Origin of the sequence: Paenibacillus sp. G2S3 (assembly GCF_030123105.1) — a bacterium.
Taxonomy (GTDB): Bacteria; Bacillota; Bacilli; order Paenibacillales; family Paenibacillaceae; genus Paenibacillus_AQ.
Genome location: NZ_CP126095.1, coordinates 5,063,578 through 5,087,798 on the forward strand (window position 1 = coordinate 5,063,578; position 24,221 = coordinate 5,087,798).

Sequence of the window (24,221 nt, forward strand, 5' to 3'; positions counted from 1 at the left end):
AAAGAGAATGAATCTCTTTGAGCACGAGGCTCGTTATTTTTGCGGACGAAATATAAAGACTATATTTCCCGCATAAACAGAAGTTCTCTGTTTACACTTGTGCCGCTAGTATATGCTGTTTTGGGACAGGTAATGCAGATTTACGCTCCGATATGGATACCGATGGATTTACCACCGACATCTACCGTTTCAAAAGCGTGCTCTCCGCCAAAATCAACCGTAGTCACAAGTACATTGTCGCGTAGTACATTCTCAAACGCTGTAACCGCTGTTTTAAGCTCATCATCTACATTCAGCGTGAGTGCGATCCGTTTTTCGATCGGTAGATCCAGACGTTTACGGTAATCTTGAACCGCACGAATGATCTCACGAACCCAGCCTTCTTGCTCAAGCTCAGGTGTGATTTCGGTATTGAGCGCAACCGTAATTCCATAACCGGAAGCTGCAGCGAAGCCTGCTTTGGCTTGTTTTTCTACGAGCAGCTCTTCGGAAGTGATTACCAGCTCTTCTCCCTCTGGTGTCGCAATCGTGATTGAGCCATCTTGCACCGCTTTGCGGGTAGAGTCACTGTCCAAAGCTTTCAGGAAGCCTTGCAGGAAGCCGACGTTTTTACCGTATTTTTTACCGGCAACTTTAAGATTCAGCTTGAGTGTGAAGTCAACAAATCCACTGTCGCTATTCTCTAGCACGATGTTCTTGATGTTGATCTCGTCTTTGATGATCTCTTCGTACTCAGCCAAATGGAAGTCACGGTTCATCGAAACGATCAGCTCGGACAGCGGTTGACGATTCTTAATGCCTGTTTCGTTACGAACGTTACGCGCCAGCTCAACGATCTGTCTTGCACTTTCCATATCCTCTTCCAGCTCTTTATCGATCAAGCTCTCATCAGCAACCGGATAATCTGCTAAATGCACACTTTCTCCACCGCCAAGGTTCGTGAAGATATCTTCAGACAACATCGGTGTAAATGGAGCCATCAAAGACGCTGTCTTCAAAAGCACATGGGTCAGTGTACGGTAAGCATCCAGCTTATCTTCACCTAGACCACTACCCCAGAAACGGTCACGGGAACGACGGATATACCAGTTACTCAGCTCATCTATAAAGTTCTCAATGGCTTTAGATGTATTCACGAAGTCATTTGCCGCAAGTCCTTTGTCCACCAAAAGAATCAAGCTGTTCAGACGGGACAAAATCCAGCGGTCCAGCTTATGTTCCGATACTTTAAAAGGATGATCGGCTGGATCATAACCATCGATGCCTGCATAAAGCGTCAAGAACGCATGCGTATTCACCAGTGTATCTACAACTTTAGATTTGGTTTCCCCTACAAGACCACGAGAGAAACGTTTGTTATTCCACGGTGCACTATCAGATAGGATCGCCCAACGGAAAGCATCCGTGCCGTAATCGTTCATGATTTCCCAAGGATCAATAACATTGCCTTTGGATTTGGACATTTTTTGCCCATTCTCATCAAGGATATGACCGTGAGCAATTACTGCTTTATATGGAGCTTTACCTTTAAACAAGGTAGACACAGCTAGTAAGCTGTAGAACCATCCACGTGTCTGGTCGATCCCTTCACAGATCATATCCGCTGGATATTGATCATTCAGCTTATCCTCGTTCTCAAATGGATAATGACTTTGCGCAAATGGCATCGAACCACTATCGAACCAAACATCGATAACTTCTGGTGTGCGAACCATCTCTGCACCTTCACTGAAAGGACTGCGTAGCTTGATTTTATCTACAAAAGGCTTATGCAGCTCGATATCCTCAGGAACATCGCCGATAGCCATTGCTCTCAGTTCTTCAATGCTGTGTGGAGCGAACTCTTTGCCCGTTTCTTGACATACCCAAACGTTAAGCGGTGTACCCCAGTAACGATTACGGCTGATATTCCAGTCCACCAGTTCATCTAAGAACTTACCGAAACGACCTTCACGTACATTCTCAGGGTACCAATCTACACTGTTGTTGTTAGCAATCAGCTGATCTTTGATCGATGTAGTGTTGATGAACCAGCTGTCTGTTGCATAGTACAAGAGTGGTGTATCACAACGCCAGCAGAACGGATAGCTGTGCTCATATTTTTCTTTGCCGTAAAGTAGTCCTTTTTCAGACAACACCTTAACGATATCCAGATCGCAATCTTTTACGAAACGTCCAGCAAAATCAGACACTACATCTGTATACTTACCAGAATTATCAACTACGTTCACGAAGCTGATGCCATTCTCGCGGCAAGTCTTGTAGTCATCTTCACCATGCGCTGGTGCCATGTGCACGATCCCTGTACCACTGGAATCTGTAACGAAGGAAGCACCTACGATGACATTGCTTTTCTCTGCCTTGATGAATCCGAATGGAGGTGCGTAAGTTTTGCCGATAAACTCGGAACCTTTATGTGTAGAAAGGACTGTGTGCTCGCCTTTCATTACTTCTTCCACCAAGTTCTTGGCAACGATGTACACACCGTCTTCTTGTTGTACACGTACATAATCCATGTCCGGGTTCATAGCTAGTGCCATATGGGCTGGCAAGGTCCAAGGTGTTGTCGTCCAAGCCAATACGTAGTCTCCGCTGTCATCCATCTTGAACTTTGCAGTCGCACTGAGATCCTTGACAGTCTTGTAGCCTTGGGCTACTTCATGGGAGCTTAGAGTAGTCTGGCAGCTTGGGCAGTAAGGACTAACGCGGTGTCCGCGGTAGAGCAGCCCTTTGTCATGCACCGTAGCCAAGATGTTCCACACGCTCTCGATATAGGTATTATCCAAGGTTACGTAAGGATTATCTAGATCCGTCCAGTATCCGATCCCCTCTGTAAACTCGCGCCATTGCTTCTCATAGCCAAAGACGCTATCTTTACATTCCTGAATGAATTTTTCTACGCCATATTCCTCGATCTCTTGCTTACCGGAGATGCCAAGCTTCTTCTGTACGCCTAGTTCTACTGGCAGACCATGTGTATCCCAGCCCGCTTTACGTACCACGCGGTAACCTTTCATCGTTTGGTAACGACCGATGAAATCCTTGATTACACGGCCCAGCACGTGCCCGATATGCGGTGCACCATTCGCTGTTGGAGGACCTTCGTAAAATACATAGTTCGGACGTCCTTCACGATTCTCCATGGATTTACGGAACGTATTTTCGTCGCTCCATTTCTTCAGTATGCGGACATCTCTTGCCCGTGCTTTTTCTCTGACATCTACTTTTTGCATGTGATGGTCAATCCTTCCATGGTTTAGTCTTTAAAGCTCTTTCGATCCTTGGGCGATCCGGGTGCAGCAGTTGCCGCTTCTTTGCCGGGCACCCGAGCCGCGATCCCGTAGGGCAGCACTGGCTCGGGGGCCATAGGGATGGCGAGTGAAACGCCGGTCTGCTCTAACAGTGAAGGCCCCGCAGGCGAACCCGCCAGGGGAGCCTAAGAAGGGCCGCTCCTTCAGCCACATGAGTCCGTTCGCTTCCACCACCGTACCCGTTTGCACGAGGCTTTACATTGCGGGTGTCCAGAGGGCGGCAGCCCTTTGGGGTCCCCCTTAGAAAAGGGGATTTAGGGGGATGGCCACCCCGGAACAACAAAATAAGCGTCATCCCACCCCCAAAGGGGCGAGACGACGCTCGCGATACCACCCTAATTCTGCGCATGAGCACATCCTTAAGGGGAGTGTATTCAGCACAATCTCAGTCCTGCGCGTAAATCTCATGCACAGGTCCGGTGTAACGTCCGGCAGACGGCTAAGCTTACGCACGATCAACGCTTCAGCTTAACTTCTAGGGGAAGATCTTCCGGCAGGGTTCGAACAATCGGCTCTCAGCAATCGCCGACTCTCTGGAGAACGTTACCTTGTCGTACTTGTCCCGTCATCGAATACATATAAACATTATACAGATATGTTCTATTTATAGACTTTTTAAGTCTAAATGTCAACAACCGCTAGCGAAATCCGCATTTGGAGTATACCTGTGCAGGCGGAATACTTTATTATGATCGATTTTAGCGAAAAATAAAAATAGAGGGAATAACTCCCTCTATTTAGCCGATTTTAGTATGAAATTATATAATCACAAACCAAATCAGCATTCATTCATCATAATGCATTAGATACGATGTAGAACATCATCCTTAAAAGTTACGCTCTCGCTTGCCTCACGACTCTCCAAGGCATTCCAGTCATCCTGTGACAACAGCTCGAGCTGTGCTTCCACCAATGTGCGGAAACGAGTGCGATAGATCGAAGCTTGCTTACGCAATTCTTCAGTCTCAATAGCAACCTTACGGGATTTGGATAACGCTTCGTTAATAATCCGATCCGCGTTCTTTTCCGCTTCCTTGATAATGAGCTGCGATTCCTTCTTGGAGTTGTTCTTCACATCATCCGCTGCTTCCTGAGCGACTAAGATCGTCTTCGATAAACTCTCTTCAATATTCACAAAATGATCCAAGCGCTCTTGAATAGACAACAGCTGATTCTGCAGCTCTTTGTTCTCACGGATGACACTTTCGTAATCCTTAATTACTTGATCCAGAAATTCGTTGACCTCGTCCTCATCATAACCGCGAAGTCTCCGAGAGAACTCCTTGTTATGTATATCGAGCGGTGTTAATGGCATGCTGTGCACCTCCTAGAAATTTCGGACCTTCTAAGTCTCTGAATCATACCTGCGCAGCAGACAAAGAAGAAAGACTGTACTTCAAGTAAAGGCAGAGGATGTATCGACGTTCCAACTGCCATTCATGGTTCGCCTCTTTTATAAAATATCGGCGTCCTGCTTTAAAAATGTTTGATTCCCTCGAAATAATCAATTTCGACAAGTAAAGCCGGATTCCTGCAAGGGATTCACACAAATTTACCAACCTGAACACGGTATCGGCCCTTTTTCGTCAAACTACCAACCTCTAGAACCTTGAATCGACCAAATCCTTGAATAGATACCATGTCACCATCTTTAAGTCCGCAGGAAGGGTCTTCTTCCACTTTCCAATTTACCCGAACGCGCCCAGCCTTGATGGGAGCAAGAATTTTGCTTCGGCTCAGCCGTGTTACATCTGCGGCAATGCCATCCAATCGTAGGGACGCTACAGTCAAATCCATCATTTCCAGCTTCACCTCACTATTACGCAAGGCAGAAAGTGGCAATACCTCCGTGCTCACCTGTATTCGGTGTACTCCAGTTAAATTCATGGCTAAATAATCTGCAATATCTGCAGCTACTACCACATGACAACCATCGTCCAGAACATGAATATCACCGATTTTTCCACGTTTTACTCCAAGACCCAGTATAGAGCCCATGTAGTCCCCATGCTCTAGCGCCAAAAACTTTTGCTCACCAGAGGTTATCGCAAGAACGCTCAGCTCCATGTCCTCATGATCCAGATCACGATAATCAGGTGCAATGAGTGCTCGCTTCCGCTCTGCCTCAGGGTGGCCGCCTTCCCATCTGACAATAACGTCCGGATGGCGGTTAACCAGACTTTGCAGAATAAATCCTTGGCGCGGATCTAGAAATTCGGTCAGTTTCGTCTCATGATATTCTCCAGCATGGGTAACCCATTCCCAAGCCTTGTCCACAAATTGTCTTTCATCGGGATGAAAATGCCCGTAAACTTCTGTCTTCATCACTTCTGCCTAAAAAATTAAGTGCAAAATGGATTTGAGTCCACCTGCCGCAAATTCCAGGACGAATAGTGCAATGATCGGGGAAATATCAAGCGTACCAAATAGTGGCGGAATAAACCGACGAAATGGTGTCAAATAAGGCTCAACAAGCTTACTTAGCAGTTCTCCGATAAAGCTCTCACGAACGTTTGGTAACCACGACATCAGTACGTAGAAAATAATCATGAAAAGATAAATATTAAATAGCATATCAATAATGTAATCAATTTGGGGCAAAGCTCATTCACCTCATTCTGTTATAGTCTGGATCGTCACCTAGGATTTCCGTAATGGCACCTTGAATTTCAACGGTATCTGGCGTGCACATAAATATATTGCCCCCAATTTTAGAGATTCCTCCCCCAAGGGCATAAACGGTTCCACTTAAAAAATCAATAATTCTCATTGCCTGATCATTACGGACACGCTGAAGATTGATCACTACCGTCCGGTGAGAACGGAGATGGTCCGCAATTTCCTGAGCCTCATCGTACGAACGTGGCTCATAAAGTACAACTTTTACATTCTTCTGCGAATGGATACTGACAACGTTGCCCCTTTGATTTTTGCGGGTTTCGACAGGGGCTGGCTCATACTCATCCTCTTCGTGGATTTGCTCCCGCTCCACAACTTCTTCTTCCTCCTGCAAGCCCAAAAAACTCATAAATCGGTTCATAACGCTCATCACGATCCCTCCTAATGGCCTACTAACACCGTACCCAGGCGTACCCAGGTAGCTCCTTCTTGTATCGCCACCTCAAAATCATTCGACATTCCCATTGAAAGCTCCGTAATCGGCTCAGGTGTCAAAGCAAGTTGATTGAGCTCATCGCGCAGCTCACGAAGTCCGCGAAATACAGGGCGGGTAAGCTCCGGATCACCTTCTAAAGGCGCCATCGTCATTAGTCCAATTACTTTTACACGGTCGAGACTAGCAATTTCACGTAAAAATCCAGGTACCGCCTCAGGCGACAGACCAAATTTCGTATCTTCTCCAGAAATGTTTACTTGAAGAAAGACATTCACTTCTTGATCTGCGGCAATCGCCTTTTTGTGTAATTCTTGTGCCAGGGATATCCGGTCCAAAGAATGTATATATTGAAACTTGCCAATAACGTCTTTAACCTTATTGGTCTGCAAATGCCCGATAAAGTGCCATGTCCCTTGGTCCCCTAAAACCTTCCATTTGTGCTCAGCATCCTGCCAGCGACTCTCGGCAATATGCTCTAGGCCTGCCTCCAATACGGAGGACACCATTTCCAGAGAAACATATTTCGTCACTGCAATTACCTTGACGTCATTTCGTTCCCGGCCGCTTGCCGCGCAGGCACGTGCTACACGTTCCTCTACCTCAGCAATTCTCTCCTGCAGTGTTAAAGCCAACTTTCAACTCTCCTTTATTCCGATCCAGCTCGTCATCCTGCCTGTAACCCCATTTTCTTTACGATAAGAAAAGAACAATTCTTGATTACAGCTTGTACACCAAGATGTACATTCGATATGAGTCGGCAATATTCCTGCTTTAATCATAATGCGTCGATTCATTTCTTTCAAGTTTAGCATGTATTTGTTCTCATCTGTGTCAGATGTTCTGTACAGCTCCACAGTACCGGCTGTTTCTGTTGACTTACTCAGATCACCTTCCAATTGGCGGACATGCTTCATCACATAATCGTCCACTTCATAACAGCAGTCACCAATGGAGGGTCCGATCGCTGCAATAATGTCCTGCGGGTGGCTGCCGTAAATGGTCTCCATTTTACTCACCATAGCTGCTGCAATCTGGGCCACAGTTCCCTTCCAACCAGCATGCGCAAGACCGACGACTTGGTGCACTGGATCATAAAAGTAAAGAGGCACGCAATCTGCATAAAAAGAAGTCAGCAAAACTCCCGGTACATCCGTAAGCAAACCATCGGTTGTCTGAAATGCCGAGGTTCTATCCTTTTGACCCCGACCACGATCAGCTTCCCTTACCACTGCTATTTCTGCTCCATGGGTTTGTTCTCCACAGGTCCAAGCTTCCAGCTTGAAATCAAGAGCTTCCGCAAGCCCCCTACGATTCGTTAAGACATCTTCCGGAGCATCCCCAACATGAAATGCACAATTCAGGCTGTCATAAGGCTTTTTGCTAGCCCCTCCCTGTCTACCCGTAAAACCTGCTGTAATTTCTTTATGCTCCTCACGCCAAGGCTCCAGATGGAGCAGCATAAGTGTTTCCTTCCCCTGCACAAACGGTTCCATATCCTCACCTCCGCCTTAGTGTACCACATGTAAATACCCCCACAAAATGCTGTTTAAGCTAGAAAGCTAAATTTACTAACTTTTAAGCCATGCCATTTCGAACTTTTATAAAAAACAAAAAACGCACCTAATTAATAAGTGCGCCGTTCGCCTCGTTCCAAATACATCGTTTCTCGCTCGTCCTGCCCTTGAGGCATTCTTGATTCTTCAATCTTCACAAGCACAACATCAGACCCGATTTTGACAATATTTCGCCATGGAATAATCAGATCCGTTCCTCCACCGAACAATCCCATAAACCGAGTGTATCCGGGAATTACGATGGCATCAATAACACCTCGGCGTAAATCAAGCTCTAAGTCACTGATTTGGCCCAGCCGCTTACCGTCCACAATGTTAATAACGTCCTTAGTCTGAAAATCAGAGATTTTCATTTTTTTGGCTGATCCTAAATAATCCTCGTTCATCTCACCACCCCTGTACAATCAGACCTATAGTCCAATATATGTTATGAAAGCTTGGCCACATGCATGAAATATCCCCACAAAGTGAGGCTATGCTTCGAGGCTTACTCAGGTACTTTGCGGGGCCCCCAATATATACTTCCTGAAACATTAAAAAGAGGAGATCATCTAAAATCCTTATAACGGATTCTAGATATCTCCTCACTTCAGACGATTTAAGACTTCACATACTTTTGCATTTGCTGAATCGCAGATTTTTCTAGACGTGAGACCTGTGCCTGTGAGATACCAATCTCATCTGCGACTTCCATTTGAGTTTTCCCTTCGAAAAACCGCATAGATAAAATTCGTTTCTCCCTTTGACCTAACTTTCGCATCGCTTCACGTAAGGCGATTTCTTCGATCCACGACACATCCTTATTCTTATCATCGCTAATCTGGTCCATTACATAAATAGGATCGCCACCGTCATGATAGATCGGTTCGAATAAGGACACTGGATCCTGAATAGCATCAAGGGCAAAGACTACATCTTCCTTCGGTACACCAAGTGCTTCAGAGATTTCGAATATCGTCGGTTCCCGCGAATTCTGATTGGTCAGACTATCGCGTACCTGCAGCGCCTTATAAGCAATGTCTCTGAGTGAACGCGATACTCGAATCGGATTGTTATCACGCAAGTAACGGCGGATCTCACCAATAATCATCGGAACTGCATATGTGGAGAACTTAACGTTTTGTGATAAATCGAAATTATCGATGGCTTTCATCAGTCCGATGCAGCCCACCTGAAACAAATCGTCAACAAATTCTCCCCTATTATTGAACCTCTGGATAACACTTAGAACGAGCCTAAGATTACCATTTACCAATTTCTCTCTGGCGGATCGCTCGCCCTGCTGCTGCAGCGAAGTGAACAGTTGCCGCATTTCCACATTCGTTAGAACAGGCAGCTTAGCAGTATCCACACCGCAAATCTCGACTTTATTTCGGGTCATGATGATTTACCTCCCAAGGAGAAACATTACTGTACATTATCTCCCGGGTTGGCCATTTTATTCCTTGCTAATTTCACCTTACACCATCTTGTTAAACTCCTTACGCAGCCGCTTAATAATTCGTTTCTCCAGACGAGAAATGTAAGATTGGGAAATGCCGAGCAGATCCGCCACATCTTTTTGTGTCTTTTCTTCGCCTCCACGCAGTCCGAATCGCAGCTCCATAATGAGTCTTTCCCGTTCACTCAGCTTTTCCAGCGCCTTTTGCAGCAGCTTGCGGTCGACCTGTTCTTCAATGTTCCGATAAATGGTATCATTTTCCGTCCCTAATACGTCTGAGAGCAGCAACTCATTACCATCCCAATCGATGTTAAGAGGCTCATCAAAAGAAACCTCACTCCGTGTCTTGCTATTACGCCGCAGATACATCAAAATTTCATTCTCTATGCAACGTGATGCATAAGTAGCTAGTTTTATTTTTTTCTCGGGATCAAATGTGTTAACCGCCTTAATTAATCCGATAGCCCCTATCGAAACCAGGTCTTCAATATTGATTCCGGTATTCTCAAATTTACGAGCGATATACACTACGAGGCGCAGGTTACGCTCAATCAGCATCGCACGAACAGCAGCATCGCCGCTAGATAGCCGCTGAAGCAGATACTCTTCTTCTTCCCGTGTCAGCGGTGGAGGTAGAGCCTCGCTCCCGCCGATATAATAGATTTCCTGACTCTTCAGCCCCAGTAGAAACAGCATGCGGTAATATTGCAGCTGCAGAGCAATTTTCCATTTGACCATTATTGTTCCTCCTCCAAGAAGTACACGGTTAGCGTATGAAGCTTTCAATTCCCGCTTTCAGCCATCAGAAGTTTGGTTCAGCTAGCTTTAAAGATTAGGAAGGTAGTGCTGCATCAGTGGCGCTCTCTTTTTGCGTTAAATCCGGATGTATGACCGCCCGATAGGCTCCATCTCCTGAGAGTGTCCCGCCATCCAGCCCAATTAAGACTCTTTTACTATAAAAGATATCTTCACCGAGCTTTATCGTCACAAGGTCTGGCTTCAGTGCGAGCATAAATGATGCCCCTCGGTTAATCCCCCTGTAAGGTACTAGTCGCATCCTATCCTGCCAAGCAAACGACTGCCCGTCCGTTTCTAGCAAAAGTCTGTCCGCACCATCCTGAGTGAGTCTCCCTTTCCATGCAGCAGGCAGATGCCCCTCCCAGAGCGTCGATTCCATCACCATCACCGGTATGCGGGTCAAAGGATCACAGAGACGATTACCTGTGTCTAACAGGCCAGGACAGGAAACACTTACACCATCAATTTCAACAACCACCTCACCGATATAGGTTTCAAGCTGCTCCCTTCTGATTCGTGAAGAATGCACTGCCTTGAAGCAGATTAACACCAGGGGGAATACTGCAATGACAAACCAGAAGCCGATCTTTAGGCCGTAGGCATGCCCTCCTGAAGCAGTGAACATAATACCATTCCAAATGTCGCTGGAGCTCTGCAGCAAATAGTGAATACCAACAATTCCACCTGCGGCTGCAAAATTGATAATATAGAAAGCTCCCATAGTACGAAGGTAGCTTTGCAGACTCCCAAAACCAAAGGCAATCCATAACATAACCACCGACAATCCAAACTTGATAAGGAAGGTATACATGAAAGACAGCTCCGGTACAAACATCATCACTACATACAGTGCGCCAACGAGAGCTGAGAGGATTAAACGCCACCATGAGATTCTCAGCTTAACCATCCAGCCTGTCAGCCACAAAAGAATTCCGTCGATCACTAGATTGGCGGCGAATATCAAGTCAATATAAACAACCAGTGCATTCACCTGCTTAATGGCGGAATCTATCCTCTAGCCAAATTGGATCAGGCTCTGTTTTTTGGACGATATGATTAGTATAGAAAGTCTCGCATTCAAAGTCTGTCTAAACTTGGGGGGCATTCTTGCGGTTTTTTTGTCGAGTTATAGCGCGTGAGGATTTATTCCTTCTTCATGGAATTTTTTGGCTCTATTATTTCAAAAAAAAACACCGTACCGCTATAGCTAGTCAGCTAAGCGATACGGTGTTCTCGTATAATCTTGATTCTCTTTAATTAGTCATTGTTGCCCCGATTACGATTACGCAGGAACGTCGGAATATCGAGCTGGTCAGAAGTATTCTGATTGCCGAATGGACGTAAATTAGCTGAACTCTTATCCGGTGCTGCCGCAGGCTCGTTATTCGTCGAGACCGGACGACGTCCTGGAGTTTCAGGCGATGGTTTATGTTCAAAGCCAGTAGCAATTACTGTTACTTTGATATCATCCTTCAGGCCTTCATCAATAATCGCACCAAAGATCATATTCACTTCAGGATCAGAGGCGGATGTAACGATCTCAGCCGCTTCATTGACTTCGTATAGGGAGAGGTTAGATCCTCCCGTAATGTTCATGATTACGCCGCGGGCGCCTTCAATAGACGTTTCCAAGAGTGGGCTCATGATGGCTTTACGTGCTGCTTCAGATGCACGGTTCTCACCATTTGCAATACCAATACCCATAAGCGCTGAACCGCGCTCTGTCATGATCGTCTTTACATCCGCAAAGTCAAGGTTAATCAGACCAGGAACCTTAATTAGGTCAGAGATACCTTGAACAGCCTGCCGGAGAACATTATCTGCTTCACGGAAAGCTTCCAACATCGGTGTTTTCTTATCAACGATCTCAAGCAAACGGTCATTTGGAATGACGATTAGCGTGTCGACTTTTTCTTTCAAAGCTTCGATTCCAAGCATTGCCTGGTTATAACGTTTTCTTCCTTCAAAAGTGAACGGGCGAGTAACTACACCCACAGTCAAGGCTCCACACTCTCTAGCAATTTCAGCTATAACTGGTGCTGCACCTGTTCCTGTACCGCCACCCATCCCTGCAGTAACAAACACCATATCTGCGCCCTTAAGGGTATTAGAGATCAAGTCACGGGATTCTTCCGCTGCCTTCTTACCGACTTCAGGATTAGCTCCTGCACCCAACCCGCGGGTAAGCTTGTCCCCGATTTGCAGCTTGTGCTCCGATTTGGCCATATGCAACGCTTGGGCGTCTGTATTAACCGTAATAAATTCTACACCCTGAACGCCATTTTCAATCATTCGGTTGACAGCATTACTACCTCCGCCGCCCACGCCGATGACTTTTATTTGCGCCAAGCTCTCCATTTCAAAATCAAATTCTAACATATTGTTCCATCTCCCCCTCAATGTGCTTGGATGGCCGGTCCAAGTATATCTGGACTTACACTTATATAAACTCGCTGAACATGTTCTTTAGACGCTCGACAAATCCGGTCTTCTGAACCGTTTCCTGATTTGGAGAAGCGTTCTGCTTACTCCGGTTGACCGTCTTTTTGTTGCTGCTTCCACCACTGCTTCTTCCACGGAAGCTACGGACAACATTATGCAGGATACCAACGCCTCCGGTAAACCCAGGGTCCCGTACACCGATATAATCTGGTACAGCGATGCGTACAGATGCGGCCAGCTCAGTCTGAGCCGCTTTTAATACGCCAGGCATCGAGACAGTTCCACCCGTTAGTATATAACCTCCAGGTAGTTCACTGTAACCAAGCCGTTTCACTTCCTGCTTAATCAGATGGAATATTTCTTGTACCCGTGGTTCGATAATTGCCGCTAAATCCTCTTGGTTAAATTCCTTCTCCACGTTACTGCCAATACGCAGTACTTTGAAGACAACGTCAGAGGCTGCATCATCAATCCACGCACAACCATACTTCAGCTTCACTTTCTCCGCTTGATCAGTAAGTGTACGTAGTCCGTATGCAATGTCATTAGTTACAAATTCTCCTCCGATCGGAATCGTGGAGGTTGCACAAAGGGAACTTTCTTCGTATATGGCTATCGTTGTCGACCCGGCACCGATATCAACCAGAACAGATCCCATCGATTTCTCGTCCTTGGATAGCGCCAATCCACCAGCACCAAGAGACATCAGCACAAGATCCTTCACTTTCAGCCCTGATTTCTCAACACAGCGTAGTAGATTATGTATTGGCGTCTTAGCACCCGTAACGATGGTTGCGTCCACTTCTAGACGAACACCAATCATCCCGCGCGGGTCCTGAATACCTTCGAGACCATCGACGATAAATTGTTTAGGTACAACATCAATCACTTCACGCTCCGGAGGCATAGCAATGACTTCCGCAGCTTTAATAACGCGATCGATATCATCCTCACCGATTTCACGATCCTCATTCTGAACGGCCACGACACCGTGGCTGGATTGCAGGCCAATATGATTACCGGAAATGCCTACATAAACCTCTGATATTTGAATACCCACCATCTGCTCTGCATGATCTATAGCACTTTTGATCGATTGCACAGTTTGGTCGATATCTACAATCGCGCCTTTACGTATTCCTTCCGAATCAGCAGATCCAACGCCAATAATATTAAAGGTTCCATTGGTAACTTCCCCAATTATTGCCCGAACTTTGGATGTACCGATGTCCAAACTAACAATGATGTCATTGTTGCTCAAGTCCTATGGCACCTCCTGTTATAATCGAAATAATTTGCATAATCTTATCCCGGTCCCGGGAAACTTCTCTGTACATATTCAACATACCTAACCCTTTCCCTCTTTTTTCTACAAATTTTTTGAACGGAATAATATTCCAACATCCCCAAATGTGAATAGTTAATCATAATTTTTTATAAGAATGATGATTATCACAAGAAATATAAGCCTTTTCTGGTTATAACTAACCATATATAGGATTATATTTCAAAAAAATCGAAGAAAAAAGAGGGATATAGCTTCTTGCCCGTAAATCCGATTGTAGCATTTTTTCAACTCTATTAGTAGGGACTATTGACCTCTACTCTACTCTTGCACATCTTTTTGCTCTTCGCTCTTTTGCTCATCACTTTCGACCTGAAAAGGAACATACGAATCGGCTTCGAGCATCGTGATAAGTCCAGGCTCCTTAGTCTCTGTTACCTGATTCAAATAGGCAACCTTGCTCTTCAATAATGAGATGGATGTAACCACCTCGAAACGAGATCTAGTATAGAGCTTGATACGGTCTGGAAATGACAAGGTTGGTGAGGGAACAATCTCAGAGATATCACTTGTCAATTCATTAGAAATACTTCCAAGCGTTTGACATAGGATAGCCTTATTAGGATCAGCTGGATCCCAATTGGTTAATATAGGTTTCTCTACAGCAATACCAGTCTCATTAACAGACACCGCTGCTCCACTCGACAGAATCGCCTTCAAGGCACCACCCTGTTCCAGTTCATAAGCCACCGCAGGGAATTCTTCAATTTTCACTGTGATTACCCCGGGAAAATCCTTCTTCACGGTCACGCTCTTAACCGTCTTAAGCTCCAACAGAGATTGTTCCACAGACTTCGTAGAAACGGCAAAGAATTGTCCGCCTATATGAATTCCACTTTGCGAGAGTAATTCTTCACTAGTAGAATACTTGCTTCCCTGAAAATCTATCACTGTAATGTGACTAACAGACGATCTGAAAAAAATCACAGCAAGAAGCGCAGTGAACAATAACAGCAAGATCGCCGTAATTTTACGGCTCATTTTTTTCTTAGGCTTGTCCTCTTTAAGAAGAGGTAATCGGGTTGTTGTCATTCTCTTATCTCCGTAATAAGGCCCTGTCTCCTTCTTTGGTAGAGCTGAAGGAGACAGGGAGCTTTAATTGGCCAAATCAAGTGGATCCGGTACGGGTACCTTGCGGCTTATACGCGCGCCAAGCTTCTGAAACAGCATCTCTATTCCATCATACCCACGGTCAATGTGGTGTGCTTGCTCAACGACTGTAGTCCCTTGTGCAGCGAGTCCAGCAATAACCAGTGCCGCACCAGCCCGCAAGTCAGTAGCTTCCACAGTAGCACCATACAATCTCTGAACGCCGCGAATAAACGCACGATTCAAATCGATAGAAATATCAGCGCCCATCCGGGCCATTTCTTCAACATGCTTGAATCGTCCCTCAAACACCGTCTCCTTGATTACACTGAAGCCATCAGCGAGAGACAACAGCACCATGACCTGAGATTGCAGATCCGTTGGGAAAGAAGGATAAGGAGAAGTCACAATTCTCTCAACAGCACGAGGACGCCCCATACAACTGATATTAATTATATCATTGCACACTGTGATTTGAACACCAGCCCGCTTGAGCACATGAATAAGCGAAGTCAGATGCCCCGCGTTAGCATGTGTCAAAGTCACATTCCCTCGTGTAGCTGCCGCAGCAATCATTACGGTTCCAGCTACAATCCGATCAGGTATCACCTCGTACGTACAGGGATGTAGGTTTTTCACCCCTTGAATCGTGATGGTGTCCGTACCTGCACCGATAATCTGAGCACCCATACTATTCAAAAATTGCTGAAGGTCCTGTATCTCCGGCTCTCTCGCTGCCCCCGATATCGTTGTTGTTCCCTCTGCCTTTGCGGCAGCCATCATAATATTCTCCGTTGCTCCTACACTTGGATAGTCGAGATGAATATCACTCCCGATAAGTTTAGAACCCCGACAGAATATTCTTCCGTTGCTCTCCTCGATCTCCGCCCCTAACGCCTTAAGTCCCTGTAGATGAAGATCGATTTTACGCTCTCCGATCGCACAGCCCCCAGGCTGATAGATCGTTACCTCTCCAAATCTGGATAACAGCGGTCCCATTAGAAAAATGGAAGATCTCATTTGCCGCATTAAATCCTCAGGAATATGAGATGTTTCCACGGCAGACGTATCTATCGTCACCGTATCCTCTTGATGCACGCACCTGCAGCCCAGCCGATCTAGGATGTCTAGCATAGTCTCGATGTCCAGCAGCTTCGGCACATTATGCAGTGAGTGAACTCCTTCGGCCAGCAGGCTTGCCGCTAGAATCGGCAGCGCCGCATTTTTTGCTCCATGGATACGAATGGTGCCTGACAGGGGACTTCCACCCTCAATCACCAATTTGTCCAATGTATCACCTCCGAGATTACCGCTCACCCACCACAAACACTTCCGTTACAAGCTCATATGAAATGTACAAGAATATCCTGCACTACATCTCAGGTTAGGAAGTGTCCTGGGTGATTGTCACGATTATAGGATTATCCTATGTTCGTTCCTCCAAGTGTGTGACAGAGAGCTGCCAATAAGGAAAACCCATATAGAAAACGATGATATCTTAAGACTTCTTAGCCGCAAGTCTTCGGAGCTCGCTTGTAATTACTGCGGCAGAATCTCTTTTGCCGAGTCGCTTGGAAGCCTCAGACATCTGCTGACGTACTGCTTCAGTTCCGATGATTTTTTGAACCGCCTCATAAAGAGCCGTGCCGTTTAAATCTTTCTCAAGCAGTACCACAGCAGCGCCTTCACGTTCCAACTGTCTTGCATTCGCCTCCTGATGGTTATTCGTCACATTAGGAGATGGAATGAGTACAGAGGGAATACCCAGCGCTGTAATCTCAGCGAGAAAGGATGCTCCCGCCCGGTTTACGATCAAGGAGGTACAAGCCAACACCTCTGGCATATTATGAACATAAGGAAGGACATGCAACCAGTTTGGTAAGCTACCCAGCTTTTGACGCAATTCCGCCCGAGTCTCTTCGAAATAGGGTTCACCTGTAACATATACATAATGAACACCATTACCCTTACCCACTTTTGGAGCCATTTCAATCATGGCTCTATTAATAGCCTTAGCTCCCTGGCTGCCGCCAACCACCAAAACAACAGTACTGCCATCCGAAATACCCAGCGATGCGAATCCACGTTGTGGACTTGCTGTAGTAACTGTTGTAGCTCGTGGATTACCAGTATAGATCACATTTTTGCTACCCGGAAAAGAGGATTCTGTACCTTCAAAGCTTACGGCAACTGTACTCGCATAACGACTCAGAAAGCGATTCGTTAGACCTGGTATAGCATTTTGTTCATGGATCAAAGTAGGAATGCCCAAACGGGATGCAGCATAAACGACTGGACCACACACATAACCGCCTGTTCCAATCACAACATCTGGCTTGAATTCTCTTAACATTTCTTTGGAAGCCTTAACACCCTTCAAGAAACGCATTACGGTCTTGACGTTGTCTATGGATAGCTTGCGCCGAAAACCAGTGATGTCGATAGATTTGAAAGGGATATTTTCTTGGGGAACAAGCTTGCTCTCTAAGCCGCGCGTTCCACCAATATACAGGAAGGTAGATTTGCTATCTTCCAACTCCATTTGCCTAGCGACAGCGACCGCAGGATAAATATGTCCACCCGTGCCTCCGCCGCTTAATACGATACGCATCTCTTTCACCTCGCAAAACGGGATAAGTTCAATAGAATGCCAAGGGATGTCAGCATCAGTGTAAGTGAAGATCCGCCATAGCTAATCAGAGGAAGCGTGATGCCCGTTACAGGCATTAGACCGATAACAACACCAATATTAATAATGACTTGTACAGCCACCATACAGACGATGCCAACGGCCAGATAGCTTCCAAAACGGTCAGGCAGACTCATCGCCACCTTCATCCCGCGCCAGATTAATATAAGAAATAGGATCAACACAGCCAAACCACCGATAAACCCCAGCTCCTCGGCCAATATAGAAAAAATAAAATCTGTTTGTGGCTCAGGTACATAACTGTACTTCTGCCGACTCATACCTAATCCAAGACCACCGAGCCCCCCAGGACCGATCGCATATAGCGACTGAATAATCTGGTAGCCTGCACCAAGGGGATCGGACCAAGGATCAAGAAAAGCGGTAATCCGCTGCAACCGGTAAGGCGCTGCTGCAATCAAAGCAACAAACCCTGCCGCTCCAGCTACTCCAAGTGAAAGTAAATGCTTCATTCTTGCCCCTGCTGTGAAGACCATCATCAAGGCTGCACCAAACATGACGGTGCCTGTACCCAAATCCGGCTGAAGCATGATCAGCGCGAAGGCTGACCCAATGAGCGCAAGTGGTGGGAGCAAGCCGCGTGTGAAGGAAGTGATGTCGTATTCCTCTTTTCCTAGCCAATTGGCTAAGAATAGAATCATCCCCATCTTCATGAATTCGGAAGGCTGAATCCCGAAGGAGCTAATTCCTAGCCAGCTGCGCGCTCCCCCGCGTACTACACCAATACCAGGGATAAGCACAATAACAAGTAAGAAAAAGCAGATCAGAAGCGCAGGCTTAGCCAGCTTTTTCAGCACCCTGTAATCGGTATTCGCCGTAACGAACATTGCGACTAGTCCTAGTCCTGCAAACAAAAGCTGTCTTTTTACAAAGTAAAACGAATCTCCATAATTGCGGAAGCCCAATACGGACCCGGCGCTGTATACCATCACCATGCCGATCACCAGCAAAGATAGAATAGGAATCAGCAACCAAATATCGGGAGCATGACGAGTTTTGTTCATCAGGAGCACACCTCTTGCATCCGTAGTAGGGATGGGGCTTATCCACCCCCCTACTTAAAGGTTATGCACCGCCTCTTTAAAAATACGCCCGCGCTCTTCATAGGATGTAAACATATCCCAACTTGCACAGGCAGGAGACAAGAGAACGATATCTCCTTCTTCCGCCAGAGCGGAGGCTTCCTGCACAGCTTGTTCAAGCACGGCGGCGGCACTCTCCCCATTATCGACGGAGATAATCTGCTTTAATCCTGCCAGCTGCGCTACATTCATTAGCTTGTCCTTAGTTTCCCCTAACGCCACTAGCGCTTTAACACGACCGCTCAGGATAGGCAACAGCTCCAAATAATCGGAGCCACGGTCTAATCCGCCAGCGATCAGCACTACGGGGCGCTGGAAGGACGTTAATGCCATAATCGTCGCTTTGGAGTTGGTTGCTTTGGAGTTATTATAATATGTGGCTCCAGCCTTATCAGCTACATACTCCAGCCGGTGCTCCACACCGCGAAACGAAGCAAGCACTTCACCCAATAAAGAAGGGTCTGCTCCGGCAGCAATGGCAATTCCACATGCAGCCATTGCATTTTCCAGATTGAAACGTCCCGGAAGGCCAATGGAATCTACATCAGCAATGATGGTTTCTTGGACTGCAGATTCACGATAGATAATGTGGCGCTTCAGATCGTCGTCTTGACCCGTAATATAGGATGGGCTAACAAACACACCATAAGTGAGCTCCTCAGACATAGAAAACGGAAGAATAGAAGCCTTCATATACGGCACAAGTTCCCGGCAGAAAGGATCGTCCCAGTTCAGCACAGCCGTATCCGTGGCTACTTGATTGGCGAACAGCTTTGCTTTGGAATCGACATAATCCTTCATGCTCCCATGATAATCTAGATGGGTCTCCGCAATATTCAACAAACAACCTACTTTAGGGCGGAAAGTCTCCGTACCTTTGAGTTGGAAGCTGCTGAGTTCGACCACCATCCAGTTATCCTTTGTAGCTTCTTGCGCAGCCTCACAAAGAGGCGTGCCAATATTACCTGCAACAATCGGATTCATGCCTGCAGCATCTAGCATTCGGCCTACCCAGGTCGTCGTTGTCGTCTTGCCGTTAGACCCCGTGATACCAATCATCGGCGCTGCACAAAGACGGTAAGCAACTTCTACCTCTGTAACTACTTCAATGCCAAGCTCAAGAGCCTTTTGCACAGGAGGCGCGGAATAAGGAATACCAGGGTTCTTAATGACCAGACTTACACCTTCATGAATCAGTCCATCCGGATGTCCACCGCATATAACACAAATTCCCAAAGATTCCAATTCGGAAGCTTCGGGACTTTGATCTCTTTCCTTTTTATCGTTGACCGTAACTACTGCGCCTCGATCATGCATCACTTTAGCAACCTGGACACCGCTTTTTGCGAGCCCAAGAACCACAACTTCTTCACCACGGTACATATCTGGATGTTTCATTTGCTACAACCCCTTGCTAATAAATAGTCCAACAGCGGCTAATACCAAGCTTACCGCCCAGAACGAAATTACCACTCGCCATTCCGACCAGCCACCAAGTTCAAAATGATGGTGAATCGGGCTCATTCTGAATACACGTTTGCCACGGGTTTTGAAAGAAACCACCTGTATCACGACAGATAACATCTCCACCACAAACACACCGCCAATGATAAGAAACAGCAGTTCGCTCTTTGTGACAATAGCAATTGCACCTATCGCACCGCCAATACCAAATGAACCGGTATCTCCCATGAACACCTTAGCAGGATGGGCATTAAAGACCAGAAATCCAAGAACGGCCCCGATCATTGCCGCTGCACACACTCCAGCTGCAATTGAGGTTGCCTGCATCGCTACAACAGCATAAGCCGCCAAAGCAATCGCACTTACACCAGACAGCAAACCATCTACTCCATCGGTAAAGTTAACGGCATTCGTTACTGCCATCATCATAATAATAATGAATGGATAGTAGAAAAAGCCGCCCCAGTCGAAGCTAAAATCAGTACCTGGAACGCTGATACTTGTGCTATGTCCAGCAGAAATCAGCAGACCGCACATCACAGCTCCTACCAACAGCTGCCCGAACAATTTTTGACGCGCTGTAAGGCCCAAAGAACGCTTGAATACGATTTTGATATAATCATCCAAAAATCCGATCAGTCCAAAACCAAGCGTAGCCACTAGTAGTACGTAAAAATCGTTATTCACTACGGAAAATTTCAGATAAGCCAATGTAAAAGCCACGATGATCACGATACCGCCCATTGTCGGCGTTCCCGCTTTCTTCAAATGGGATTGCGGTCCGTCATCTCGCACCTGCTGTCCGAATTTCATCCTGCGCAGTAGCGGAATGAAGAGCGGAGCGGCAATGACCGCAAGGATAAAGGAAACAGCAATAGTCAATAACAATAGTTGATAATCCATGGGTGCACCCCCTCCATTTATTTAGGTCTCTTTAATCTCTTTATTAAGGCTCTGAAGCACTTCTTCAAGCCTCATCCCTCTAGATCCTTTGAACAGTACAATATCCTTGGAACTGCATTGCTCGATAAGGACGGCTGTTAATTCTGACTTATCCGTAAAAGCCAGCACACGCTCGTTTCCGAATCTTTCTTTTGCGGCCTCTGCAATATGGACTGACAATGGACCATAGGTATATACAAAATCAGTCACTGCGGGATCTAGGTAGTAGCCTATTTCTTTATGAAACTCTATTTCATCCGGCCCAAGTTCCAGCATGTCCCCCAGTACTGCGATTTTTTTGCCACTGCATTTCATAGTTTGAAGCACATCAATGGCCGCCTTCATAGAAGTCGGACTGGCATTATAAGCATCATTCAAAAGAGTAAGCCCAGAAGAAGTCCGAATCACTTCAATCCGCATGCCCGTCAACTTAAGCTTACTTAACCCATTCTCAACATTTTGTTCTGTAATCCCAAAATGGCGAGCAACCGCTAGTGCAGCCAACGCGTTAACAACGTTATGCTGGCCTGGCAGCGGTAATGTAAAAGCATGTTCCTTATGAAGGTTAGACGTAAACGTCATACCACCACTATGGGACATCATCCCTGTCGGATAATCATCATTATCCCCGTTCAGACCAAAACGGAAGGATACCATCCCCTCCGGAGCCTCAAAAGCGGACTCTTGCATTACCTCAGTCAGCAGCGGTTCATCACCGTTAAAAATTAGCAGTCCACCTGGCTTCAGCCCTTCGACTATTTCCAGCTTGGCACGAGCGATTTCTTTGCGGGATCCCAGTTGCAGTAAATGCGACTCTCCTACATTTGTAATGACTGCAACATCTGGTGCAGCCAAAGAAGCCAGCAGAGCAATTTCTCCCCGCGAGCTCATTCCCATTTCAAGAACAGCGATCTCTGTATCTTCGGTCATGGATAGAATCGTGAGCGGAAGACCAATATGATTATTGAAGTTTCCCTCTGTCTTATGCACCCTGTACTGCATTTCAAGCAAGGCCATAATGATATCCTTTGTCGTTGTTTTTCCGTTGCTGCCCGTAACAGCGACAACCTTCGGAGCAACCTCATTCAAATACGCAGCGGACAGCTTCTGAAGCGCCTCTAGCGTATCTTCAACAATAATCACTCCGCCACCCTCAGGCGCTGGACCTTTATCACGCTGCCATAAGGTCCCAGCAGCACCTGCTTCAAGAGAGGCAGCAGCATAATGATGACCATCAAATTTGTCTCCACATAGAGGAACAAACAAACAGTCAGGCGTTATCTTACGGGAGTCGGTAACGACTCCCGTAATGGTTGTATTCACAGCTTCAGCAGCAGTAAGTTCTCCTGCACACATCACAGCAATTTGTCCCAGTGTTCTTGTAATCAATAGCTTCGACCCCTTATAACTTCTTTAGCGACGATGCGGTCATCGAAATCGTGAACCACTCCGCCAATCAGTTGATAGGTCTCATGACCTTTCCCCGCAATCAATACTACATCGCCAGAGCTTGCCATTTCAATAGCCTTCCCAATCGCTTCTCGGCGATCAACAATCATATGATACCGGTCAGAGGTAACTCCATCCTCTACTAGTCCTGCTTCTATATCCTTCAGAATTAGCTCAGGGTCCTCCGTCCGAGGGTTGTCAGAGGTTACGAATACCATGTCGCAATATTTTGCAGCTATCTTACCCATTAAAGGACGTTTCGTACGGTCTCTGTCTCCTCCGCAGCCAAACACAGTAAGCACTTTACCTGTAGCAAATTCGCAGACCGTTCTTAATACATTTTCCAGCCCGTCTGGTGTGTGAGCATAGTCAACGATAACGGCATATTCTTGCCCCTCATCCACGGATTCCACTCTTCCAGCTACCCCATCAATTGCCTCAAGACTAGTCTTGATATCTGACAATGACACATCTTCCAACAGCGCAGCCGTAATCGCCGCAAGTGCATTATAAACGTTAAACTTACCAACCATGCGAAGCGAAATGTCTGTCTCACCCTTAAACGTATCCACATGGAAAAAAGTTCCTTTTGCAGTGATCGATATTTGCGAAGCTCGGACATTAGCGTTGTTATCAATGCCATATGTAATCACTTCCGCCGCAGTTTGGGCTGCAAAATAATGGCTGGCTTCATCATCGGCATTAAGCACCGCATATTTACGTTCTTCTTTCCAAGGAGAAATCACATTTCCTAGTCTAGAGAAGAAAAGACCTTTAACCGCCCGATACTCCTCCATTGTATGATGATAATCCAGATGATCCTGGGTTAAGTTCGTAAATATTGCCGTACGGAAGTCCGCACCCTTCACACGTCCTTGCTGAAGCGCGTGGGAGGAGACTTCCATTACGCAACATTCCACACCTTTGGAGGCCATATCATGAAGCGAGCGCTGCAGATCTAGCGATTCTGGAGTGGTCCCTGACATAGGGTAGCTTTTGCCGTCATAGCGCATTTGAATGGTCCCAATCAAACCCGTCTTCATATTCTGGTCTTGCATAATCCTTTCAATCAGATAAGTTGTTGTTGTCTTGCCATTGGTACCCGTAACCCCGATCATTCTCATTCGGCTACTAGGTGAGCCAAAGAATGCATTCGACATGACAGACATCGCAAACCGGCAGTCATCCACAACGATCTGTGGGATATCAAGCTCTAGTTTACGCTCACATACGATAGCCGCTGCTCCAGAGGCTACGGCTTGCGGCGCAAATTTGTGTCCGTCTACGGTGTGACCCGGTAAACAGATAAACAGATCACCCGGACTTACACGGCGGGAATCCGTCTGAAGATCAGTAATCTCCACCTCCCCATCCCCATATAGACGCGAAGTAGCAAGACAAGCAGATAATTCATTAACTTTCATAGTAATCCCTCACTCTACATTTTCGGATACGAACT

Annotated in this window: 21 protein-coding genes and 1 other annotated feature; all 21 genes read right to left on the reverse strand. The window is 46.3% G+C overall.

The genetic code is table 11. The features are described from left to right. Nucleotides 1-140: 140 nt before the first annotated feature. Complete coding sequence (gene ileS, locus QNH28_RS22305) at nucleotides 141-3,233, reverse strand: isoleucine--tRNA ligase (protein ID WP_283908597.1); 3,093 nt, start codon at nucleotides 3,231-3,233, stop codon at nucleotides 141-143. A 381-nt stretch (nucleotides 3,234-3,614) separates the two neighbouring features. Further along, nucleotides 3,615-3,889, reverse strand: a binding site (T-box leader). A gap of 224 nt (nucleotides 3,890-4,113) precedes the next feature. Beyond that, a complete protein-coding gene (locus QNH28_RS22310) occupies nucleotides 4,114-4,626 on the reverse strand; it encodes a DivIVA domain-containing protein (protein WP_076299650.1) in 513 nt (170 codons plus the stop codon). Nucleotides 4,627-4,853: 227 nt separating this feature from the next. Continuing rightward, complete coding sequence (locus tag QNH28_RS22315) at nucleotides 4,854-5,636, reverse strand: YlmH family RNA-binding protein (protein ID WP_283908598.1); 783 nt, start codon at nucleotides 5,634-5,636, stop codon at nucleotides 4,854-4,856. 9 nt (nucleotides 5,637-5,645) lie between these two features. Beyond that, nucleotides 5,646-5,885, reverse strand: a complete 240-nt coding sequence (locus QNH28_RS22320; protein WP_283912239.1) for a YggT family protein — start codon at nucleotides 5,883-5,885, stop codon at nucleotides 5,646-5,648. A gap of 34 nt (nucleotides 5,886-5,919) precedes the next feature. Continuing rightward, nucleotides 5,920-6,360, reverse strand: a complete 441-nt coding sequence (locus QNH28_RS22325; RefSeq protein ID WP_042190833.1) for a cell division protein SepF — start codon at nucleotides 6,358-6,360, stop codon at nucleotides 5,920-5,922. Nucleotides 6,361-6,371: 11 nt separating this feature from the next. Next, nucleotides 6,372-7,058, reverse strand: a complete 687-nt coding sequence (locus tag QNH28_RS22330; protein ID WP_283908599.1) for a YggS family pyridoxal phosphate-dependent enzyme — start codon at nucleotides 7,056-7,058, stop codon at nucleotides 6,372-6,374. A 3-nt stretch (nucleotides 7,059-7,061) separates the two neighbouring features. Continuing rightward, nucleotides 7,062-7,919 carry a peptidoglycan editing factor PgeF gene (gene pgeF, locus QNH28_RS22335; protein WP_283908600.1) on the reverse strand — a complete coding sequence of 286 codons (858 nt, stop codon included), beginning with the start codon at nucleotides 7,917-7,919 and terminating at the stop codon, nucleotides 7,062-7,064. A gap of 131 nt (nucleotides 7,920-8,050) precedes the next feature. Next, nucleotides 8,051-8,386 carry a YlmC/YmxH family sporulation protein gene (locus QNH28_RS22340; protein WP_283908601.1) on the reverse strand — a complete coding sequence of 112 codons (336 nt, stop codon included), beginning with the start codon at nucleotides 8,384-8,386 and terminating at the stop codon, nucleotides 8,051-8,053. A gap of 212 nt (nucleotides 8,387-8,598) precedes the next feature. Next, the gene (gene sigG / locus QNH28_RS22345; protein WP_189024991.1) at nucleotides 8,599-9,381 is read right to left on the reverse strand and encodes an RNA polymerase sporulation sigma factor SigG; all 783 of its coding nucleotides are present in this window, start codon (nucleotides 9,379-9,381) and stop codon (nucleotides 8,599-8,601) included. Nucleotides 9,382-9,459: 78 nt separating this feature from the next. Beyond that, nucleotides 9,460-10,182 carry an RNA polymerase sporulation sigma factor SigE gene (sigE, locus tag QNH28_RS22350; RefSeq protein ID WP_028530613.1) on the reverse strand — a complete coding sequence of 241 codons (723 nt, stop codon included), beginning with the start codon at nucleotides 10,180-10,182 and terminating at the stop codon, nucleotides 9,460-9,462. A 91-nt stretch (nucleotides 10,183-10,273) separates the two neighbouring features. Next, on the reverse strand, nucleotides 10,274-11,221 hold the full coding sequence (gene spoIIGA, locus QNH28_RS22355) for a sigma-E processing peptidase SpoIIGA (RefSeq protein WP_042194361.1): 948 nt from the start codon (nucleotides 11,219-11,221) through the stop codon (nucleotides 10,274-10,276). A gap of 275 nt (nucleotides 11,222-11,496) precedes the next feature. Then, nucleotides 11,497-12,618, reverse strand: a complete 1,122-nt coding sequence (gene ftsZ, locus QNH28_RS22360; protein WP_283908602.1) for a cell division protein FtsZ — start codon at nucleotides 12,616-12,618, stop codon at nucleotides 11,497-11,499. 61 nt (nucleotides 12,619-12,679) lie between these two features. After that, entirely contained in the window at nucleotides 12,680-13,942 is a 1,263-nt protein-coding gene (ftsA, locus tag QNH28_RS22365) for a cell division protein FtsA (protein ID WP_283908603.1), read from the reverse strand. A gap of 345 nt (nucleotides 13,943-14,287) precedes the next feature. Beyond that, on the reverse strand, nucleotides 14,288-15,058 hold the full coding sequence (locus tag QNH28_RS22370; protein ID WP_283908604.1) for a cell division protein FtsQ/DivIB: 771 nt from the start codon (nucleotides 15,056-15,058) through the stop codon (nucleotides 14,288-14,290). A gap of 63 nt (nucleotides 15,059-15,121) precedes the next feature. Further along, nucleotides 15,122-16,405 carry a UDP-N-acetylglucosamine 1-carboxyvinyltransferase gene (murA, locus tag QNH28_RS22375; protein ID WP_283908605.1) on the reverse strand — a complete coding sequence of 428 codons (1,284 nt, stop codon included), beginning with the start codon at nucleotides 16,403-16,405 and terminating at the stop codon, nucleotides 15,122-15,124. 208 nt (nucleotides 16,406-16,613) lie between these two features. Further along, a complete protein-coding gene (gene murG / locus QNH28_RS22380) occupies nucleotides 16,614-17,726 on the reverse strand; it encodes an undecaprenyldiphospho-muramoylpentapeptide beta-N-acetylglucosaminyltransferase (protein ID WP_283908606.1) in 1,113 nt (370 codons plus the stop codon). A gap of 5 nt (nucleotides 17,727-17,731) precedes the next feature. Further along, the gene (gene spoVE / locus QNH28_RS22385; protein WP_042130238.1) at nucleotides 17,732-18,829 is read right to left on the reverse strand and encodes a stage V sporulation protein E; all 1,098 of its coding nucleotides are present in this window, start codon (nucleotides 18,827-18,829) and stop codon (nucleotides 17,732-17,734) included. Between the two features lie 54 nt (nucleotides 18,830-18,883). Next, entirely contained in the window at nucleotides 18,884-20,305 is a 1,422-nt protein-coding gene (murD, locus tag QNH28_RS22390) for a UDP-N-acetylmuramoyl-L-alanine--D-glutamate ligase (RefSeq protein ID WP_283908607.1), read from the reverse strand. A gap of 3 nt (nucleotides 20,306-20,308) precedes the next feature. Beyond that, nucleotides 20,309-21,274, reverse strand: coding sequence for a phospho-N-acetylmuramoyl-pentapeptide-transferase (gene mraY / locus QNH28_RS22395; protein ID WP_042130241.1), 966 nt, complete (start codon nucleotides 21,272-21,274; stop codon nucleotides 20,309-20,311). Nucleotides 21,275-21,295: 21 nt separating this feature from the next. Then, nucleotides 21,296-22,702 (reverse strand): UDP-N-acetylmuramoyl-tripeptide--D-alanyl-D-alanine ligase, encoded by a 1,407-nt coding sequence (locus QNH28_RS22400; protein WP_283908608.1) that lies wholly within the window; start codon nucleotides 22,700-22,702, stop codon nucleotides 21,296-21,298. Further along, nucleotides 22,699-24,186, reverse strand: coding sequence for a UDP-N-acetylmuramoyl-L-alanyl-D-glutamate--2,6-diaminopimelate ligase (locus QNH28_RS22405; RefSeq protein ID WP_283908609.1), 1,488 nt, complete (start codon nucleotides 24,184-24,186; stop codon nucleotides 22,699-22,701). Before QNH28_RS22405 ends, QNH28_RS22400 begins: the two co-directional genes overlap by 4 nt. Between the last annotated feature and the right edge of the window lie 35 nt (nucleotides 24,187-24,221).

Bases quoted from the DNA above. Each gene is read 5' to 3' on its own strand.
- ileS (WP_283908597.1), bottom strand. From the start codon at position 3,233: ATGCAAAAAGTAGATGTCAGAGAAAAAGCACGGGCAAGAGATGTCCGC.
- QNH28_RS22310 (WP_076299650.1), bottom strand. From the start codon at position 4,626: ATGCCATTAACACCGCTCGATATACATAACAAGGAGTTCTCTCGGAGA.
- QNH28_RS22315 (WP_283908598.1), bottom strand. From the start codon at position 5,636: ATGAAGACAGAAGTTTACGGGCATTTTCATCCCGATGAAAGACAATTT.
- QNH28_RS22320 (WP_283912239.1), bottom strand. From the start codon at position 5,885: ATGCTATTTAATATTTATCTTTTCATGATTATTTTCTACGTACTGATG.
- QNH28_RS22325 (WP_042190833.1), bottom strand. From the start codon at position 6,360: ATGAGCGTTATGAACCGATTTATGAGTTTTTTGGGCTTGCAGGAGGAA.
- pgeF (WP_283908600.1), bottom strand. From the start codon at position 7,919: ATGGAACCGTTTGTGCAGGGGAAGGAAACACTTATGCTGCTCCATCTG.
- QNH28_RS22340 (WP_283908601.1), bottom strand. From the start codon at position 8,386: ATGAACGAGGATTATTTAGGATCAGCCAAAAAAATGAAAATCTCTGAT.
- sigG (WP_189024991.1), bottom strand. From the start codon at position 9,381: ATGACCCGAAATAAAGTCGAGATTTGCGGTGTGGATACTGCTAAGCTG.
- ftsZ (WP_283908602.1), bottom strand. From the start codon at position 12,618: ATGTTAGAATTTGATTTTGAAATGGAGAGCTTGGCGCAAATAAAAGTC.
- QNH28_RS22370 (WP_283908604.1), bottom strand. From the start codon at position 15,058: ATGACAACAACCCGATTACCTCTTCTTAAAGAGGACAAGCCTAAGAAA.
- murG (WP_283908606.1), bottom strand. From the start codon at position 17,726: ATGCGTATCGTATTAAGCGGCGGAGGCACGGGTGGACATATTTATCCT.
- spoVE (WP_042130238.1), bottom strand. From the start codon at position 18,829: ATGAACAAAACTCGTCATGCTCCCGATATTTGGTTGCTGATTCCTATT.
- murD (WP_283908607.1), bottom strand. From the start codon at position 20,305: ATGAAACATCCAGATATGTACCGTGGTGAAGAAGTTGTGGTTCTTGGG.
- mraY (WP_042130241.1), bottom strand. From the start codon at position 21,274: ATGGATTATCAACTATTGTTATTGACTATTGCTGTTTCCTTTATCCTT.
- QNH28_RS22405 (WP_283908609.1), bottom strand. From the start codon at position 24,186: ATGAAAGTTAATGAATTATCTGCTTGTCTTGCTACTTCGCGTCTATAT.